The organism is Siminovitchia fortis (assembly GCF_003605365.2).
GTDB lineage: Bacteria > Bacillota > Bacilli > Bacillales > Bacillaceae_C > Siminovitchia > Siminovitchia fortis.
Map to the genome: position 1 here is coordinate 38,601 of NZ_QYTU02000026.1, position 15,139 is coordinate 53,739.

Consider the following 15,139-nt stretch of genomic DNA (forward strand, 5'->3'; position numbering starts at 1 on the left):
AAGGAGGAGAGATTTGTTTGGGATAAAAAGAAAACATGTGACGATCGGTATATTTATTGTTCTTGTTGCACTGGCTTTCTATTTCATCATGCCGGTATCCGTACCTTTGATTGCTGCATTGGTAACCGCCCTTATTCTGGAGCCGCTTGTTAAACTCCTTCAATACAAAATTTCCTTAAAAAGGCATTTTGTAGTAATGATCGTTTTTACTGTATTCACTGTCATTATGGGAATCTGTATTTTCTTTGTTACTACAAAGGTAGTAGGGCAGGCGGTTAAATTAGTTGAGGATTTTCCTCAGTATGTAAATAATGTTTCTGAGATGTGGAGAAATTATGAGGAGCATTTCAAGAATACAGCCCAAGGTCTTCCTGAAGAAGTGGTTCATTCCATAACCGAGGAAGTGAACGGCTTTTTAAATACGATCATCATCAGTATCCGCCAAAATTTAAATATTGAGAATATCAGTGCAGCCTTATCTTATATACCGAATTTTCTTGTCAGCTTCCTGGTATACTTAATTGCTTTATTTTTGTTCATGCTTGATCTGCCAAAAATCCAGTCCGGCATTTACAGACACTTGACTGATGAAACGTCTGAAAAGGTCAAATTTATGACAGGCCGGATTTCACATGTTGTAGTTGGTTTTTTCAAGGCTCAGTTCCTTGTGAGCCTGATTATTTTTGCAGTGTGCCTGATCGGCCTATTATTGATATCACCAAAGGTCGCCATTATTATGTCCCTGGTTATATGGGTCATTGACCTTATTCCCATTATCGGCTCAATCATAGTACTCGGCCCCTGGTCTCTGTATCACCTGCTGTCGGGAAATTTGGTTTTGGGAACAAAACTTGCGATACTGGCCATTGTCCTGCTAGTTATCAGGCGCACCGTGGAGCCGAAGGTGATGGGCACCCATATGGGCCTTTCACCGCTTGCCACATTAATTGCAATGTATTTGGGGCTAAAACTTCTTGGCATACTGGGAATTATTATTGGTCCGCTGCTCCTTATTATATTTAAGACAGCAAGGGAAGCAGGAATCATAAAATTAAATTTTAAAATTTAAAAGCATGCATAGCCCTATTCAGGCCATGCATGCTTTTTCAACCGCCCAGGATCGCTTTGATCAAGGATGTCGTTTCTCCTCCTTCATACAATACATAAAGGAATAGATACACAAAGACACCCGTAATGCCTGTACCAAACCAAACAATGCTCGTAACAGGTCCCAGTTTCTTATGAATATTCAATTTGTCTTTTAAGCCCGACCATAGCGAAATGATTCCGAGAACGGCACCGACGGTTGCCAATGTAATATGGAAAATTAAAAAAATGGTGTAAAAGAGCTTTAGATTCTCCGGTCCCCCAAAAGATGTATTCCCTATGAAAACCGTTCTGCTTGAATAGATGATAAAAAATATTACGGCAAAAACAGCTGCGGCAATCATTGTTTTCTTATGGCTTTCAATTTGGCCATTCCTGATTTTTCCCCAGCCAATGGCCACAAGCAAAGCACTGATAACAATACATGCCGTACTGATAGTCGGTAAGATTGGAACTGACATCTACTTCAATTTCCTTCCTTGTCTGATTTTTAAAAAGGAGGATTTTCTCCCCCTTTTAATCCACAGGATGGGGGTCGCCTTGAATGAGACTCTCATCAATTGGATCAACTTCAGCCGATTCTTTTTTATACCACTCGAAAAAGACTTTTGCCAAAATGGTAGCCAGCACAATCTCCTGGATGATTTTCATTAAGACTCCGCCAAGCTGCTGGTCTTCCCTGGCCGGCATATTCGTAAATAACTCGGGACCGCTTATGCTTAAGCCGGCAAGTGTCGCACCCGGCACACATAGCTCCATTGCCTTCATCCACATCTCGCCATCGGTGTATGTCGCATACATTGCTTCCGGCGCAAAAATGATCAGCCCGCATGCCGGGGTTAAAAGTACACCGTCTCCGAGAATATAGCCGATTTTCTTCAAGCCGTGCAGCTGGTATTGTCCCGGCAATTTGTTGACAAGCGGCCACCAAAGGAAAATGGCAAATATAAACAATACGACTGTATAAAAAGCGTGCAGAAAAATGTTCATTTTAACATAGTCCATCACCATCGGAATATGGTAAATGGAAAACAATCCATTAAACATAACAAGTGCAATCAGCGGTTTTGTAAAAAAACGAAACATCCCATTGAAGAAAGGCATCTCAATGATGTGCTTCCATACCCAGTTTGGTACGCCTGAAATAAGCAACGGGGGTATGACCAAATAAAGAAAAGCCATTTGGACCATGTGAAAAGTAAACATAATATGTGCCATCAGGTCGACAGGCGATCCTTTAATGATATAAAGCAGCAGCATGCTGATCAGGAATAATGCAGCCTGGCTTTTTTTTAAAGGCTCATTGTCTTTAAAAAGATGGCGTTTCTTAACCATCAAATAAAAGTAGCCGGCAACCAGGAGCAAAATGAAGATCATGAAATAAGGACTCCAAAGTGCACGAAAACCAAATATACTTAAAGGCATCCGCCTTCACCTCTTTTGTGGTTTACAATTTCTTCTACCTTCCATTATACTTAGCAGGTTCTCCTACTTCAACGATTCGGGATGACAAGTTGATGACAATCCCGCGTGTCTTTCAATGTCAGCCAAATAAGAAGAAAAGCCAGCCGAAAAATTCGACTGGCTAAAAGTTTACTTACCACCAAACGATGGTCAAGAAGGCCAAAAGGGTAACGAAACCGATAATGACCCCTCCATATATAAACAGCTGGACCGCTTCATGCCCCTTCTCGCTCATATGCATAAAGTAATATAATTGGAAGATTACCTGCACTAATGCGAGCAAAAGGATAAACGGAATAACAAACCATTTATCAAATCCGGCAGCTACTGCGCCGAATGCCACCAGCGTCAAAAAGATTGAGATGACAAATGAGATCACTTGATGGCGCATGTGTTCCTTGTTTCTTCTGCGACGGTATTCATAATCAACACGCGGATTTCCTGAATTTAAGTATTGATCTTCCATACGTTATCCCACCATTCCCATTAAGTAAACGACAGTGAAGATAAATACCCAGACTACGTCGATAAAGTGCCAATAAATACTTGCCAAATAGAACTTTGGCGCATTATAAAGACTTAGTCCTCGTTTTGCGTTACGTACAAGCAATGCCGTGATCCAGCCAAGACCGAAAACAACGTGGCCTCCGTGGAATCCTACCAGGGTATAGAAGGCTGAACTGAAGGCACTGCTTTTAAAACCAAATCCTAATTCTGTCGTGTAGTGATGAAACTCATAAATTTCCAGTACGAAAAACCCAAGACCCAATAATAGTGTAATGATGAACCATAGTTGCATTTTTTTATAATTGAAGTTCCTCAAGTGATAGATCGCATATACACTTGTTACTGAACTTGTCAATAGCAGCATCGTCATGGCGAATGCAAGCGGCAGGCCGAAAACATCGGTTGAGGTCAGGCTGTCGCTGTTTGGAACTTTATCTTTAAGGGCCAGATATGTGGCAAAGAAGGAGGCGAAGAGAACGGTCTCGCCTCCAAGGAAAAACCAGAGACCCAAGAATTTATTTTTTCCTTCCAGAGTGGCCCGCTCTGGTGCCTCCGGCCATGTTTCCGGAGTAAATTGCTGTTCAACTGCCATTATGCTTTAACTCCTTTCTCACTATCATCCATCAATTCTGATTTAGGAATATGATAGCCGTGGTCGTCTTTCAAGGAGCGTACAAGCATTGAACCAAATGCAATGGCTAATCCGATAATCAATACTGGAATTCCCCAAGCATGCTCTTGGTGATAGATAGCTCCGAAAGATGCAACAAAGAAACCGAATGAGATCATGAAAGGAATAAATGATCCGTTTGGCATGTGAATCTCACCGATAGGCTCTGCCGGCGTCATTTCAGTTCTGCCTTCCATTTTTTCCAACCAGAAAGCATCAAGTCCGCGAACTAATGGAAGTTGCTTAAAGTTGTAAAATGGCGGCGGTGAAGGAATAGCCCACTCGATGGAACGTCCATCGCCCCAAGGGTCGTTGGAAACTGCTTCTCCTTTGGCAGCTGTCACTACTATGTTAATGAGCAATACAATTACTGCCACAGCCATCGTCAAAGCACCGATGGAACTGATCAAGTTTCCAGTAGTCAAACCCTGTCCATCAAGGAATGTGAAAACCCTTCTCGGCATTCCCATTAGGCCAAGGAAATGCTGGATAAAGAAAGTTAAATGGAATCCAATAACAAACAATGCCCAAGTGATTTTACCCAATGTTTCATTCAACATTCTTCCGAAAATTTTTGGCCAGTAGTAATGAACAGCTGCAAAGATACCAAACACTACTCCACCTACGATTACATAGTGGAAGTGGGCAACGATAAAGTAAGTGTCATGATACTGATAGTCGGCAGGAGCAGCAGCCTGCATGATACCAGTTACACCGCCCATAACGAATGAAGGGATAAAAGCAGCTGCCCAAAGCATTGGAGTAGTAAATTTGATGCTTCCTCCCCACATCGTTAAGAGCCAGTTAAAGATCTTAATACCAGTCGGTACAGCAATAGCCATTGTTGCAACCGCAAAAATCGCGTTGGCAATGTTGCCGAGCCCTACAGTAAACATGTGGTGAGCCCACACCATGAAGCCAAGGAATCCGATCAATACAGTAGCGAAAACCATTGATGAATATCCAAACAATCTCTTTCTTGAGAAAGTCGAGATGACTTCAGAGAAAATACCAAAGGCAGGCAAAATCAAAATATATACTTCCGGATGTCCGAAAATCCAGAAGAAGTGTTCCCAGATGATAGTGTTTCCTCCATTTGCAACGTTGAAGAAGTTCGCCCCGAACATTCTGTCGAAAGTCAAAAGGAACAATGCAACAGTAAGCGGAGGAAATGCGAACAAAATGAGTGCCGATGTGATGAATGTCGTCCAAGAGAACATAGGCATTCTCATGTAAGTCATTCCTGGTGCACGCATATTAATAATTGTTACAAGGAAATTGATTCCCCCCATGAGTGTACCAAACCCGGAGATTTGAATTCCGGTTACATAGAAATCAACACCATGGCTGGTTGAATTCATTGCAAGCGATGCGTAGGAAGTCCAACCTGCGTCAGGAGCTCCTCCAAGAAACCAAGATACGTTCACCAGCAAGCCCCCGAAGACGAACAGCCAAAGGCCAAGAGCGTTTAAAAATGGAAAGGCAACGTCCCTCGCTCCAATTTGGAGAGGCATAATCGCATTCATAAAACCAATAAGGATCGGCATGGCAGCAAAGAAAATCATTGTTGTTCCATGCATCGTCATCATTTCATTAAACGTACCGGCACTCACAAAGTCATTGTTAGGCACTGCGAGCTGGATACGGATAATCATAGCTTCGATTCCGCCTAGGAGAAAGAAGAAGAACCCTGCGGCGAAGTACAAGATGCCGACTTTTTTATGGTCCACAGTTGTCAAGTAGTCCCATACAGCGGCTCCGAAACTTCTTTTTTGAGCAATAGTACTCACAATTAAACCTCCCTTTGTTATACGTTAATTATTGTTGAACCTTTAATTCCATCAAATACGCAGCCAATGCATCCAATTCCTGATCGGACATTTCCGGATACGTACCTGTCATTTTGTTGCCCGGTTTAATTTTTTCAGGATCTTTGATCCATTTTTTCAATTCTTCTTCATTGTGATCGAGAACCCCTGCAACTCTTTCACGATCGGCAAACCCTGCTAAATTTGGAGCAAGTTCCCCGCTTGGTTTTGCCTCAGGTGTAACAGCGTGACAAGTAATACAGCTTTGGTTGAAGATTTCTTCACCTTGTTTTGCAAGGTCAGAAGTCGGTTTAACAGGCTCTTTTGCATTTTGCATATCGGCAACCCAGTTTTCAAAATCCTTCTGCGGCAATGCTTTTACTTTGAAGTCCATCAACGCATGAGAAGGACCGCACAGCTCAGCACATTTTCCGTAGAAAAGATTGCCTGCTTCCTCAGCTTTGTCACTATCGGCAATCAACCAGAATTTATTGACGTTTTCCGGGTTTGTGTCCAGCTTCCCGCCTAATGGTGGAATCCAGAATGAGTGTTTTACGTCTTTACTTGTTACCTGGAAGTAAACTTTTTCATCTGTTGGAATAACAAGGTCCTGGCTTGTTACAATCCCAAGATCCGGATATTCGAATTCCCACCAGTATAAGTGTGCATTGACGTTCACAACAAGAGCGTCCCGGTTTCCATCGGCGTCTTTTTTATCAATTGCAGAAACATCGCCTTGGCTGAAAGTAACAGCAACTGTCGGTACTGCAAGGATTAGAAGCAAGATGATCGGAATAACAGTCCATACAATCTCAAGCGTATGGCTGCCCTCCACCTGTTTTGGAATTCTGTCATCTTTACGCCGGAATTTAATGATAGCAAAAGTAAAGATAATTACTACAACAATGATTACCAGTGTCATGATCCCTAAACTGAGAAGAATGAGATCATACTGCTGTTTCCCAACTTCTCCTGCGGGAACCAGCCCCGATAGAAAAGGCTCGCCGCAGCCTGAAAGCACGAGCGCCAATATCGCCAAAACTGATAATAGACGCCACTTTTGCAGCCATAGTTTCATAATTCAATCAAACCCCTCTTTCGTAAAATATCTTAGTGGTTGCAAGGACCGGGTCTTTCTATTTGGATTTCTTTAAAAAAGAAAGAATTCCCTAGTTAAATAACTGCGAAAATTACCATTGCAGTAAAAATAATGGTCAAATGGTTCAATGAATAAACAAACATGAGCGTTGCCCATTTTATATCATTTTTCATTTTATAACCAGCAATTCCCATCACTAACCATCCAACATTTAATAGCGTGGCTAATACGACAAATGGTATTCCAAGCATCGTCATAAAAAAAGGAATCGGCAGCAATAAAGCCACCCACATAACGATGCTGCGCTTCGTGGCAGCAAAACCTTTCACGACCGGAAGCATAGGTATGCCGGCTGCTCTGTATTCCTCAGCTCTCCTCATGGCCAGTGCATAAAAATGAGGCGGCTGCCATATGAACATGAGCAGAAATAGCATCCATGCCATCGTTGGCAGGCTCGGATCAATTGCCGCCCAACCGATCAGTGGAGGAACCGCACCTGATAAGCTTCCAATAACAGTGTTGCTTACAAGCTTCCGCTTAGCCCACATGCTGTAAAGCACCACATAGCTGAGTACCCCAACGATACCGATAAAACCGGCTGTTGCATTGGTAAGAAAAATGAGAATCAAGCCCAATATCACGAAGGTGGACCCTACTGTAAGGACTTTTCCGCCGCTGATCCGCCCTGTTACCGTCGGCCTTGATTTTGTCCTCTCCATTATAGGATCAATGTCCCGATCAATATAATTATTGAAAGCACATGATCCGGCCATTATAAAGGCAGACCCGAGCAGCGTAAAAATAACAGTGTCCAAGGATTGGAGAAAATGCTGTCCATTATATATGAGTGCAAGCCATAGCCCCGCAAAAACAGGTATCAGGTTGGAGTTAACAATTCCAATTTTGATCAAGGCCATAAAATCCGACCAGGCTGTCGAAGGAGAGGCTTCCACTTCAGATATGCTCCGGCTGTTTTCCATATCTTTTTCCACTCGTCTCCTTTCCAAAACGTATTTACATATCATTGTTACTATAGGCCATCTTGGAACAGTTTTCCTGCATTATGTAAGATGTTTCAGTATTTGTTCATTTATTTACCTGTTTTTTCAACTTTTCCTGAAAGCATTGGCCCACGCCCGCACATCATATTGTAGCATACAGATGTTGAAAAGCCGAGTGCAGTTGAACAGGATTATGAACATAGGCCTTCAACAATATATTTAATCATATAATCCAACGATTTTTACATTGCATTCAGCCATTATTTTGTCCAAAATGTGTCACCCAAAAAGAATATTATGACGAAAATTCACCAACCTCTATATCATTACTATCAAAATTTATCGTTTTTTTCAAGTTTACACCTTTTTTGGCCGTGTTAACAAATTTGTCGGTTGTATTTTTAAATGTGTTTATGTAGTATCAAAGTTGAAATTAATCATTCCAATAAAATTTAATAAAGATAAGTGGGTGAAATTTTGCACCGGAAGTTAAAATGGTTTGCTGTACTTACAACGGTTGTAATGGTTTTTGTCCTTCTGGGCGGTGCTTTGGTTACAAAGACCGACTCCGGTATGGGCTGTGGAAGGTCATGGCCGCTGTGCAACGGCCAACTGATACCAACCGATATCACTGTTGAACTTGTGATTGAGTTTGCCCACCGGGTTGTTTCCGGAGCCGCCGGTTTGCTCGTTCTGATTCTTTCAATTTGGGCCTGGAAAACGATTGGGGACCAGAGAGAAACTAAAGCTCTTGCCATCCTTTCTGTCTCCTTCATCATTCTCCAAGGGCTGATTGGGGCGGCTGCGGTCGTATGGGGCCAGTCCGATTTTGTTTTGGCACTTCATTTCGGAATCTCGCTTATATCCTTTGCCGCAGTATTTCTTTTGACACTGCTGATTTTCGAAGTTGATAAGAAGCTGGATACATCAAAAATCAAGCTGGATAAAAAAATGAAATACCATACAATCGGAGTTACAGTATATTCCTATATAGTTGTTTACACAGGAGCCCTTGTACGGCATACAGAGGCAAGCCTTGTCTGTAAAGATTGGCCTTTTTGTTTAAACAGCACGCCTTTCTCCTTGCCAACCAATATGTATGAGTGGATCCAAATGGGACATCGTTTTATGGCAGGGCTCATCTTTTTGTGGATAGGCTATATTACATGGATGGCCATCAAAAGGTATAAAGACCAAAAAGTTGTTGTCAACGGCTGGATCACCGCTTTCATTCTTGTTGCAATGCAGGTTGTAGCCGGAGCTGCAGTAGTATTTACAGACTTGAATATTTATGTTGCTTTGGCACATGCACTTTTTATTACATGCCTCTTTGGCCTTCTAAGCTATTTTATCATGCTGATCACCAGAGGCAGCATGGAGTACTCGCCCGTTTCAGAAACGGATGATAATGTAAGTGCCGAGGCTAAAATCAAATCGCCAAATATGATTCCTCAATAAAAAATCTTGCGCTAACTTTGCGCAAGATTTTTTATTGGGTATGATTTATTTTTCCACTTCTATCAACAAATCACCCGGCTGGATGGCGTCTCCCGCCTGCACAAATATATCTTTGACGATTCCGGAAAACGGTGCCTGGACCGTTGTTTCCATTTTCATCGCTTCGGTGAGCACAAGGTGATCACCTTTTTGGACTTTCTCCCCTTTTTCGACGAGGACCTTCAGGACGGTTCCCGGCATCGTGGCTCCGATATGGGCCTGGTTCTTCGGGTCCGCCTTCTGTTTGAGCACAACGGTCGATTTGATGTTTTCATCCTTAATGACGACTTCCCTTGGCTGCCCGTTCAGTTCAAAGTACACAACCCGCGTACCATCCGGCTGCGGCTGGCCGATGGAGACAAGCTTGACGATCAGTGTCTTTCCTGTCTCAATCTCCACTTCGATTTCTTCTCCAAGCCTCATGCCATGGATAAACGTCGGAGTATCAAGCACCGAAATGTCTCCAAATTGATTCAGTGTGGCGATATACTCAAGGAATACTTTCGGATAAAGGGCGTAGGAGATCAAATCTTTCGCTGTTACGTCAGGCCCTATCTCTTCAGCCAGTTCTTTTTTGAGCTGGCCGAAATCCACATCTTCGAGCAGTTCGCCCGGCCGGACAGTGATCGGTTCGCGATTCTTCAGAATCACCCGTTGCAATTCTTCCGGGAATCCTCCGTGCGGCTGGCCGAGATAGCCTTCGAATAGTTCGACTACGGAATCCGGGAAGTCGATGGACCGTCCTCTTTCCAGTACCGTTTCTTCGTTCAGGTCATTTTGCACCATGAACAGTGCCATATCTCCGACCACTTTTGAAGAAGGTGTCACCTTGACGATGTCGCCGAACATGCGGTTGACCCGGCTATACATGTCTTTGACCTCATCCCAGCGGCTTCCCAGCCCCACTGCTTTTGCCTGCTGCTGCAGATTGCTGTACTGCCCGCCGGGCATCTCATGGCTGTACACTTCAGTATGAGGCGCGAGCATCCCGCTTTCAAAGTCGCGATAATACTTGCGGACGTCCTCCCAGTAATAGGAAAGTTTCTCCAGGGAATCGATGTCGACATCAAGCGCCTTGTCCGTCCCTTCGAGTGCATAATATAGTGTGTTCAAGCTTGGCTGGGACGTAAGGCTGGCCATTGAACCGAGTGCCGTATCGATAATATCCACTCCTGCTTCGATCGCCTTCGTATATGTGAGAATGCCGTTGCCGCTCGTATCGTGCATATGCAGATGGATCGGAAGATCGACCGTTTCCTTCAGTTCGGAGATCAGCCGATAGGCAGCTGCCGGCTTCAAGAGTCCTGCCATATCCTTGATCGCCAACATGTGTGCTCCCTGTGCCTGAAGTTCCCTGGCCATGTCTTTGTAATAGTCGATATGGTATTTCGGCCTTTCGGGATCGTTGATATCCCCTGTGTAGCAGATGGCCGCTTCGGCAATCTTGCCCGACTGGCGGACGGAATCAATGGCCACTTCCATGCCTTTAACCCAATTTAAACTGTCAAAGACCCGGAAGACATCAATGCCTGCGTCTGCCGATTCCTGAATAAAAGCCTTGATGACATTATCCGGGTAGTTCGTATAGCCGACGGCGTTTGAACCACGAAACAGCATCTGAAACAGGATGTTCGGCATCTTTTCCCGCAATTTTGCAAGCCTGTCCCATGGATCTTCCTTCAAAAACCGGTAAGCAACGTCAAAGGTCGCGCCTCCCCACATCTCCACGGAAAAGAGTCCTGGCAAGAGATGGGCAGTAGGTTCGGCCGCCTGGACGAGATCGCGGCTCCGGATCCGGGTGGCTAACAGTGATTGATGAGCATCGCGGAAGGTAGTATCCGTGATCAGAACCTTGTCCTGTTGCCTGATCCAGTCTACCAGTCCTTCGGCTCCGTGTTCATCCAAAATCTGTTTAGTGCCCCGCTGCACTTTTTCGCCCGCCGGCACGGAAGGAATCCTCGGATCGGGTTCGACAGGTTTTTTTGTCTTCTCTATGCCGGGAAAGCCATTGACCGTTACTGTCCCTATATAAGTGAGCATTTTGGTGCCGCGGTCCTTGCTCTCAGGAAAAGAGAACAGCTCAGGGGCACTGTCCAAAAAGGATGTGTCGTACTCGCCCGTTATAAACCGCTCGTGCTGCATAACGTTAATCAAAAAGGGAATATTTGTTTTAATTCCACGAATCCTGAATTCCTTCAAGTTTCTGACCATTTTGGCTGCAGCCTGCTCAAAGGTCAATGCCTGAGTGGACAGCTTCACGAGCAGGGAATCGTAATACGGCGTAATGACAGCCCCTTGGAATCCGTTCCCGGCATCCAACCGGACGCCGAATCCCCCGCCTGTCCGGAAAGCCATGATTTTTCCGGTATCCGGCATGAAATCATTCAGCGGATCCTCCGTCGTCACCCTCGACTGGATGGCATATCCGTTTATCTTGATGTTTTCCTGTTTCGGGATTTGGACGATTTCTCCATGGAGCGAATGTCCCTCAGCAATCAAAATTTGTGACTGGACAATATCAATTCCCGTGATCATTTCTGTAATGGTGTGCTCTACCTGAATTCTCGGGTTCACCTCAATGAAATAAAACTGGTCCCCTTCTACAAGGAATTCAACCGTTCCTGCATTGAGATAGCCGACATTTTTCATCAGCTGGACAGCAGCTCCGCAGATCCTCTCCCTCATTTCCTCACTGAGCGACACACATGGGGCTGTCTCCACCACCTTCTGATGGCGCCTCTGGACAGAACAGTCACGCTCAAACAGATGGACGATGTTCCCGTGGGCATCCCCCAGGATCTGCACTTCAATATGCTTCGGATTTTCAATGAACTTTTCAACATAAACCTCGTCATCGCCGAAGGCGGCCTTCGCTTCCGACTTTGCGCGTTCAAATGCTTCCTTCAATTCCCCTTTGCTCCGGACGATGCGCATGCCGCGCCCTCCGCCGCCAAGGGACGCCTTGACCATGATTGGGTAACCGTATTCATTTCCAAAGGCAGCAGCTTCTTCAAGGCTATCCACCGGCCCATCGCTTCCCGGGACGGCCGGAATGCCTGCAAGCACTGCCTGGTGTTTCGCTTTGACCTTGTCCCCAAACATATCCAAATGCCTTATGGCAGGACCGATAAAGGTGATCCCCTCCTCGGCACAGCGTTTCGCCAGCTCAATGTTTTCGGACAAAAACCCGTAGCCCGGATGGATGGCATCTGCCTCCGAACGTTTGGCGATTTCGATGATGCCCTCGATGTCGAGATAAGCATCGATCGGCTTTTTCCCTTCCCCGACCAAATAGGCCTCGTCCGCTTTATAGCGGTGATAGGACCCCGAGTCTTCGCGGGAATAGACGGCTACCGTGCGGATTCCGAGTTCTGTGCAGGCACGGAACACACGGATGGCAATCTCCCCGCGGTTGGCAACTAGTACTTTGTTAATCTTTGTCATAAGCTATCTCCCCTTAATAAACATTTATCTATTTAAGGTTCACCCATGGACGCTTTTCTTGGCTGCCTTCCTGTAATCTGTCAGTCCGGGGAACAGGAACAGTATTTTTTGTTTTGAATTTCTCCTCATATTGATTAAACATCGAAACGTTGGCAAGTATTCCCATCGCTATCGAAAGGACGAGGATGGAGGACCCCCCATAGCTGATAAATGGCAACGGCACACCGGTAATCGGGATAATTCCCGACATGCCCCCTAAATTTATGAATGACTGTATTCCGATCATTCCGGATATGCCGATGGCCAGCATGCTGCCAAATGGGTCGCGGCTTCTTGTACTGATATAAATTCCCCGCAAGACAATGTAGCTTAGGCCCGCCAGTACAAATACGACCCCAAAAACCCCCAGCTCCTCTGCAATAATCGCCATGATAAAGTCGGTATGTGCTTCGGGCAGATACCCAAGTTTTTGGACGCTCTGGCCCAGCCCCAGGCCTTTCAATCCCCCCGAGCCAATGGCCAAAAACGAATTTACCAATTGAAAGCCTTCGTTTTGGCCTGTTCCAAACGGATCCAAAAATCCATAGATTCTTCCAAGCCGGGTGTCGGTAAAGATCTTATCGGATTTTAAAATGACAAACGGAGCCAGAACAGCCGCTAAAAGCAGACCCATCAAGCCAAGTTTGAATATTGTTTTCAAACGCATCCCGGAACACAAAATGATCATCGCGCCGATTAGAAAGGTGATGAGAGCTGTCCCATTATCCGGTTCCATGGCAATGAGAAAGCAAACAAAAATGAGGAACATCAATGGCGGCATGACACCTTTGTCCAGCTGGTTTATGTATGCCTGTTTCTTGGAGTACACAGCTGATAAATAAACGATGACGCTCAGCTTGGCAAATTCCGAAGGCTGGATTTTCCTTGTACCTACGTTAATCCAGCTTTGGGCGTTGTTTGTTGCATGTCCGAAAACATCTACAGCGATCAGCCCAATGATCGCGGCTATTGTAATGAAAACTAGAAATTTTTTACTTTTAAATGCTTTATATGGAAATAGGGCAAAAAACAAAAAAAACAGAAAACCTGCTGCCAAATTGATTTTTTGCTTTTGATAAAAGAAATCTGCCGGATACTCATAATATTGAACGGCCATCACCATACTTGCGCTGTAAATCATGATTAATCCAAAGAAGCAAAGCAGCAAATATACTGTAATGATTGAGTAGTCATATGATTTCAAGATTTTTTTTAACATACTTTCCATCCAATCTATCATTCAGATTTCGCAGGAGCAGGGAATAACAGATTACAAGTTTTCTGTAAAAATCAAGCTTCCTGTCTTTAGAGTTGGATTCGGCCATTCAATTAGACGAAAAAACTCAAACAATTACAAACGAACTGTTTGAGCTTAACTGTTCAGTGAGACGTATGCAGCTTGCACCTTTTTATTTTTCACTTTCAGTAAATGCTTCGTGAAGCGCAGACAGTTTCCTTTCCAATGAAAAAATCAACTCTTTTCCGTCCTTTTCGTCAACCAGGCCAAGGCGGACGGCAAAATCTATCTCACGAGAAAAGCCAAACATTTGAGTATCAAGAACTTCCTCGTATAAAGGACATTGAGGCATTGTTAAGTTGTCCATTTGCACCTGAATCAAACGCAAGATTTTTTCTGCGTCTGCCTTCAAAAGGGCATAGGCTTTTTCCCGATGATTCAGCTTCATATCAGACACCACATTTAATCCCCCTATCTTGCGGCCAAATAGACAATACTATCTGTAAATTTTAACCCTAATACTACGAAATTGCAAGGGATTGTCCGTTAATTTTGTCTTTCTTAAGCTGCAGGCAGTCATCGCTTTCAGTTATCTTTCCGGAATTAGCATTATAAAAGATATATTCAGCTTTTTCGCCCAAACTTTTCATTTCATTTTTTTAGAGTTATACTAACTGGAGTGGAAAAGGAGGTAATATGAATGAATACAATCATGCCCATTAAGGGGAGAGTGAAATTTCCGATTACATTGGACGCCGGAGTATGGATCTTTGATGACCGGCGCATAGATTTGAATACATATTTTACAGAAGAAAAAAATGAAAAAGATCCCGATGAGGTAGAATTTACGGTGGCTTCAAAACACTGGGACCGCGTGATCAAAGAAGGTGCTGTATCACCACCTACACTGAAGTCGGAAAGACAATTTGAGAAGGTGAAAGTATTGACCGGTTCATTCGGCATTGCGCTGAAACCGTTCCTGGAAAATGCCGAGCCGGAGCCTGGGGCTTCGGAGCTTGTCATTGAAACTTCATCCGGCGAATATTCAGTGCCGCTTGAGGAAGCCAAAGATTTGATTCTTGCCTTTTCCAAGAATGGCAAACCCCTCCGCGAAGACGGGCCCGTTCATGTCTTATACCCGGATGGCTCCAATAAAGAAAACCCCATAAAGAATGTAAAGGGGTTTCGAGTGCAATAAAGCGATAGCAGGCGTTTCGGGCGCCTGTTTTTTACTGTTAAACCTGAATCCGTGACGTAGTTTGTTAA

At 44.3% G+C, this 15,139-nt stretch carries 13 protein-coding genes; 3 read left to right on the forward strand and 10 right to left on the reverse strand.

Translation table 11 applies throughout. From position 1 onward, the window contains the following. The first annotated feature begins 13 nt into the window (after positions 1-13). Positions 14-1,069: a sporulation integral membrane protein YtvI gene (gene ytvI, locus D4N35_RS12075; RefSeq protein ID WP_120073937.1), complete on the forward strand. Its 1,056-nt coding sequence runs from the start codon at positions 14-16 to the stop codon at positions 1,067-1,069. Positions 1,070-1,106: 37 nt separating this feature from the next. On the opposite strand, the gene D4N35_RS12080 is transcribed toward ytvI, so the two are convergent. The 7 genes from D4N35_RS12080 to cyoE form a co-directional block, all read right to left on the reverse strand. Next, a complete protein-coding gene (locus D4N35_RS12080) occupies positions 1,107-1,568 on the reverse strand; it encodes a DUF420 domain-containing protein (RefSeq protein WP_120073939.1) in 462 nt (153 codons plus the stop codon). Between the two features lie 55 nt (positions 1,569-1,623). Beyond that, positions 1,624-2,532 (reverse strand): cytochrome c oxidase assembly factor CtaG, encoded by a 909-nt coding sequence (ctaG, locus tag D4N35_RS12085; RefSeq protein WP_120073941.1) that lies wholly within the window; start codon positions 2,530-2,532, stop codon positions 1,624-1,626. Between the two features lie 172 nt (positions 2,533-2,704). Then, positions 2,705-3,037, reverse strand: a complete 333-nt coding sequence (ctaF, locus tag D4N35_RS12090; protein WP_120073944.1) for a cytochrome c oxidase subunit IVB — start codon at positions 3,035-3,037, stop codon at positions 2,705-2,707. Between the two features lie 3 nt (positions 3,038-3,040). Then, positions 3,041-3,670, reverse strand: coding sequence for a cytochrome c oxidase subunit 3 (locus D4N35_RS12095; protein WP_120073946.1), 630 nt, complete (start codon positions 3,668-3,670; stop codon positions 3,041-3,043). After that, positions 3,670-5,538 carry a cytochrome c oxidase subunit I gene (ctaD, locus tag D4N35_RS12100; protein ID WP_120073948.1) on the reverse strand — a complete coding sequence of 623 codons (1,869 nt, stop codon included), beginning with the start codon at positions 5,536-5,538 and terminating at the stop codon, positions 3,670-3,672. Before ctaD ends, D4N35_RS12095 begins: the two co-directional genes overlap by 1 nt. Positions 5,539-5,566: 28 nt before the next feature. After that, the gene (gene coxB / locus D4N35_RS12105; RefSeq protein WP_120073951.1) at positions 5,567-6,634 is read right to left on the reverse strand and encodes a cytochrome c oxidase subunit II; all 1,068 of its coding nucleotides are present in this window, start codon (positions 6,632-6,634) and stop codon (positions 5,567-5,569) included. 95 nt (positions 6,635-6,729) lie between these two features. Then, positions 6,730-7,635, reverse strand: coding sequence for a heme o synthase (gene cyoE, locus D4N35_RS12110; protein WP_164876357.1), 906 nt, complete (start codon positions 7,633-7,635; stop codon positions 6,730-6,732). Between the two features lie 498 nt (positions 7,636-8,133). Between cyoE and D4N35_RS12115 the strand changes: the two genes are divergently transcribed. Next, the gene (locus D4N35_RS12115; protein ID WP_120073955.1) at positions 8,134-9,114 is read left to right on the forward strand and encodes a COX15/CtaA family protein; all 981 of its coding nucleotides are present in this window, start codon (positions 8,134-8,136) and stop codon (positions 9,112-9,114) included. A 45-nt stretch (positions 9,115-9,159) separates the two neighbouring features. On the opposite strand, the gene pyc is transcribed toward D4N35_RS12115, so the two are convergent. The 3 genes from pyc to D4N35_RS12130 form a co-directional block, all read right to left on the reverse strand. Continuing rightward, entirely contained in the window at positions 9,160-12,597 is a 3,438-nt protein-coding gene (pyc, locus tag D4N35_RS12120; RefSeq protein WP_120073957.1) for a pyruvate carboxylase, read from the reverse strand. Between the two features lie 28 nt (positions 12,598-12,625). After that, positions 12,626-13,855 (reverse strand): FtsW/RodA/SpoVE family cell cycle protein, encoded by a 1,230-nt coding sequence (locus D4N35_RS12125; RefSeq protein ID WP_120073959.1) that lies wholly within the window; start codon positions 13,853-13,855, stop codon positions 12,626-12,628. A 190-nt stretch (positions 13,856-14,045) separates the two neighbouring features. After that, the gene (locus D4N35_RS12130; RefSeq protein WP_390614825.1) at positions 14,046-14,321 is read right to left on the reverse strand and encodes an Fpa/YlaN family protein; all 276 of its coding nucleotides are present in this window, start codon (positions 14,319-14,321) and stop codon (positions 14,046-14,048) included. Between the two features lie 252 nt (positions 14,322-14,573). On the opposite strand from D4N35_RS12130, the gene D4N35_RS12135 reads away from it, so the two are divergent. Then, complete coding sequence (locus D4N35_RS12135; RefSeq protein WP_120073963.1) at positions 14,574-15,071, forward strand: molybdopterin-binding protein; 498 nt, start codon at positions 14,574-14,576, stop codon at positions 15,069-15,071. Positions 15,072-15,139: the final 68 nt, after the last annotated feature.

Excerpts from the sequence above, each read along its gene's own strand:
- D4N35_RS12080 (WP_120073939.1), bottom strand. The coding sequence starts at position 1,568 with ATGTCAGTTCCAATCTTACCGACTATCAGTACGGCATGTATTGTTATC.
- ctaG (WP_120073941.1), bottom strand. The coding sequence starts at position 2,532 with ATGCCTTTAAGTATATTTGGTTTTCGTGCACTTTGGAGTCCTTATTTC.
- ctaF (WP_120073944.1), bottom strand. The coding sequence starts at position 3,037 with ATGGAAGATCAATACTTAAATTCAGGAAATCCGCGTGTTGATTATGAA.
- D4N35_RS12095 (WP_120073946.1), bottom strand. The coding sequence starts at position 3,670 with ATGGCAGTTGAACAGCAATTTACTCCGGAAACATGGCCGGAGGCACCA.
- coxB (WP_120073951.1), bottom strand. The coding sequence starts at position 6,634 with ATGAAACTATGGCTGCAAAAGTGGCGTCTATTATCAGTTTTGGCGATA.
- cyoE (WP_164876357.1), bottom strand. The coding sequence starts at position 7,635 with ATGGAAAACAGCCGGAGCATATCTGAAGTGGAAGCCTCTCCTTCGACA.
- pyc (WP_120073957.1), bottom strand. The coding sequence starts at position 12,597 with ATGACAAAGATTAACAAAGTACTAGTTGCCAACCGCGGGGAGATTGCC.
- D4N35_RS12125 (WP_120073959.1), bottom strand. The coding sequence starts at position 13,855 with ATGTTAAAAAAAATCTTGAAATCATATGACTACTCAATCATTACAGTA.
- D4N35_RS12130 (WP_390614825.1), bottom strand. The coding sequence starts at position 14,321 with ATGAAGCTGAATCATCGGGAAAAAGCCTATGCCCTTTTGAAGGCAGAC.
- D4N35_RS12135 (WP_120073963.1), top strand. The coding sequence starts at position 14,574 with ATGAATACAATCATGCCCATTAAGGGGAGAGTGAAATTTCCGATTACA.